At 48.7% G+C, this 3722-nt stretch carries 3 protein-coding genes; all 3 read right to left on the bottom strand.

Annotated elements, in window-relative coordinates; all coding sequences use genetic code 11:
- Positions 1–723: hypothetical protein (locus ACEW8P_RS15135; protein WP_373513919.1), on the bottom strand; the 723-nt coding region annotated here is incomplete at its 3' end.
- A gap of 92 nt (positions 724–815) precedes the next feature.
- Complete coding sequence (locus ACEW8P_RS15130) at positions 816–1952, bottom strand: acyltransferase family protein (protein WP_373513918.1); 1137 nt, start codon at positions 1950–1952, stop codon at positions 816–818.
- A gap of 77 nt (positions 1953–2029) precedes the next feature.
- A partial coding sequence (locus tag ACEW8P_RS15125; protein ID WP_373513917.1) for a M12 family metallo-peptidase occupies positions 2030–3722 on the bottom strand: 1693 nt, incomplete at its 5' end.

The following is a 3722-nucleotide window of genomic DNA, read 5'->3' as shown; positions in this document are numbered from 1 at the left end:
ATTGGTGATGTAAGAGATGTCGCTTCCCCAGTCCTGATAGAGCTTGTAATCGGCTTCAAAGTAAATTTCCACTTTTCGGCAGTCGTTCACGGCCAGTCGTCCACCGGAGATTTTTGCAGGAGTTCGCACCGTATCGAGAACAAGTGTTTCTTCAACTTCACAATTGAAAACTCTTTCCTCCGGGTATTCATCGGAGCGGTAGATTATATGCGTTTGATTCGGATTATCCCCGCCAACTTTCCCCAACGTATAGGAAAAATCCTTACCAAGAATCAAGCCTTCCAGCCCGTCCTGAGTACTTGTCAACGATACGGTCGAACCCGCCTCGCCCAGTACTGTTCCCCGGTAAGCCCGCCTGGGCGGTATCGTAATACGCTTCCCGGAACTTGTGATCATCTCGAAGGAAGAACTGATGATAGAAGTTTCTTCGACATAAACGTCAAGCGATTTTTTATCGGAAACGGGAAGACTGAACACTAGAGGATTTCCACCGTTGCCAGTAGAAAATTGTGCAAGCTGTGAAGCATCGGGGGCTAACAAAACGGCACTTGGTACCTGCGCGTTTGCCTGCAGAATCATTTGCCGGATAGGTTGACTTAGTGTGCGGGTAAAAGGTTCAACCCTGACTGTATCAAGAACTGTTGAATTGTTTCCGTAAACGCTGACGCTTCCAATAAGTAGCATCGACACTAGCAGGAAGAAACGATTGTAATTTAGTTTCACAAAAACACAATTTAGGTGCAGAGTCTCAAACGCCGCCGGAATATTTTCTGTTCGTAAAATTTAGCAAACGGCAACTGCTGTACTTACCATAGCTATACTTTCACAAACACCTTTTTCCGCCACAAAAAATACAAAAATAGCCACGCCACCAGCAACCCGCCCAGCGCGTTAATGACGCCATGCCAGTCTTCGGCCAAATGTCCGTAGATACCTGAGAACAGCAGCTGCGAAGTTTCGTCAAAGTCTATGAAGCGATAGGCCAGGTACATCACCAGGGAGTTCATGCCGACGACCCGGAAGAAGAAAGACCATTTTTGAAATCCCAGCACGTCGATTATCCAGTAGAAAAGGGCCAGCGACCAGAAAGCCATTCCGGCGGTTAACAGTATGAACGAACTAGACCAGAGGTGTTTGTTGATGGGAAACACAAAATTCCAGAGAAGCCCGGCCGCAATACCGATGGCCCCAAAGATGAGTAGCCGCTTCAATTTTTCTGAGGAATCGGTCTGATTCAGTAAAATATCGCCCGCCAAAGTACCGAAGATGACCAGACAGGCGGCGGGTAGTTGGGTAAGCAGGGCCAGTTCGTCGTATGTTTTTTGCAAAAGCCGACCCGGCATGAAGTGTCGGTCGAACCAGCCGATCAAGTTACCTTCGAACGAAAAATCACCCGCGCCATAGCCCGGCACGGGAATGAATTTTAATGCCAAAAAGTAAGCGACTAAAACTCCCAAGGCGATGTACAACCTCCGATTTTGGGAAAAATTCAGGAAAAGTACCGTTGCCAGGAAAGTACCGATGCCAATGCGACCCAGCACACTACCGTAGCGAATATGGGCCGGGTCGAAGATGTCCACCGGAGCATTTTTGTACAAAATACCCAATAGAATCAGAACCAACATCCGCTTGAAAACTTTGCGGAGTAAGGTGGTTTTTAAAAAACCCTTGGCCAGGCCAGATTTCAGGCTAAACGGCAGCGAAGTACCCGCAAGAAAAAGGAAGAGCGGAAAAATAAAGTCGTAAAATGAGAAGCCATGCCACTCAGGATGCTCGAATTGCGCCGAGATGGCATCTACCCAGTCTAATCCAGTTTTTCCATGCAGCAATTCAATGAACGTACCGCCGCCCGCGATCATGAGCATATCGAAGCCCCGCAGCGCGTCGATGGATGCCAGGCGGGCGGGTTTGATAATGGCCACAGCAGAAGTCACGTCAGCGGATTGTTGCATGAGTGGAGTTAGTTTGAGTGAGAGCGGGCGAACATGTGGATAAAACGGACGTCCTCGCGCCATGGCAATCTATTAATTCAGGGCTGATTCAGCCGTATCGTAGCATTGACTCCGTACTGGATTGTACCGAGCAATTCAAAGCCTAATACGTTGCCGGTGTAAGCAGGCGGTAATGAGATGAAATGCCCCGTGTTGATCTTGACAATATCGGAGAAAGCAGGTAAAGTACCGCAACTCCATACCAAAGGGTCGTTCCAATCTCCCGACTGCACTGTTTCGCGCTGATTCGGCGGACAGGTAGGTGCCGCAATCGTGACAGCATAATCATTCGCCTTACCCGATCGGTATTGCCCATTGCTGGGGAGGGAACAGGCGGATGATATGGGTAGCGCGTTCATGAGTACGCGCATACGCAGTGGTGTATTGCGAAGAGCTGAATTTGGTATGGAAATGTTTCCATTGTGTTGTGACGCATTACCTCCGCTATACACAAGTTCATTAGTGTCGGAAAAAACACCATCTCCATTGTAGTCGATGTAGATTCTGGCGTTTAGTTCAAAATCATAAATACTCGTCAAATTAAATGGGTACGAATCTCCTGCTTTCAGGACTGTGTGTTGCGTGCAGGTGAGATCTTGATACGAGCTTCCCACGTTAATGGGGGTGGCGTTGATATCATTGGTCGAAATGGTACCAAGGCTAAACAAATGTATGCCATGAATATGATTCAGAATAGCGGAATAACTGACCGTGCAAGCCGTTGGTTGGACGCAAACGGTATTGAGAAAGACTTCCGCCGACGCACTCAAACACCCATCTGCCCCGCAAATAGCCGTATATCGGGTCGGAGCCCTAGCGATAATCCTACGAATATTGCCAGTAACGACCCCGTCATCCCATGAAACTGAACCTGAGCAATTAGAGACCGAAATCTCGACGCTTTGCCCTTTCATCACCGTACTTTGGGAGAGCGAAATACCGGGTGGATTGCTACCGGGATGCATCAGGTTTTGACCCGTAATAAATTCATATTTCAACTTGGCACTGGGTTGAGGCCCAAATCCATTGGCAAGGTTGGGGCAATAACTCATAATGGTTCCCCCGTTAGCCGGACTTGGACCCGCCGGACAGGGGCCGTTTTCAGTCGTAGCGCAATTATCGATGGGACCACCGTGCCAAAAGCAGGAATGGGAATGTGGTAGCCCGAAATTATGGCCTAACTCATGAGCGATCAGGTAGGTTCTGTAGGAATATTCAGGTAAAGGCGGCACAGGGCCATCAGCAATTCCTGTTGATACTCCGAAGGCAAACTGCCTCGAAACCGGGCTTGAAAACACAGAAGCAAAGTCGTCAATAGAATACGAAGTATTCCTCCTGGGCACACCATTGTACGCAACTCCTCCGCCATTGATCCTGGATGAGAGCAGGTGAGCCATGTCTCCGTTGAATGTATTTCCCCTACTGTTCCAGTAATCTTTAAACTGCGCCAGCAGTTCGCCTCGGTTGGTCGCTGAAAAATAGGGGTCCTGGGTGTCCCATATTTTCAATTCACTGAGTTCGATCGTAACTCCTTCGTTGGCATACAGCGTTGCCACGTTGTTGAAAATAGCTGCGATCTGATTTGTGATGTGGGCGACGTCGCTACCCCAATTTTGGTACAATGTATAGTCTGCCTCCATATAAATCCCCACCTTCCGGCATCCTTCAGCGGTTGTCCTAGCCGTTGAATTGCCCTGCACCGAGGATTTTACAGCGTTGGTAACTACTGCT

Origin of the sequence: Persicitalea sp., assembly GCF_041751555.1 — a bacterium.
Classification (GTDB): domain Bacteria; phylum Bacteroidota; class Bacteroidia; order Cytophagales; family Spirosomataceae; genus Persicitalea.
The sequence above is the reverse complement of the archived record's forward strand: the minus strand, read 5'-3'. Positions and strand labels throughout refer to the sequence as shown.

Bases quoted from the DNA above. Each gene is read 5' to 3' on its own strand.
- ACEW8P_RS15130 (WP_373513918.1), bottom strand. From the start codon at position 1,952: ATGCAACAATCCGCTGACGTGACTTCTGCTGTGGCCATTATCAAACCC.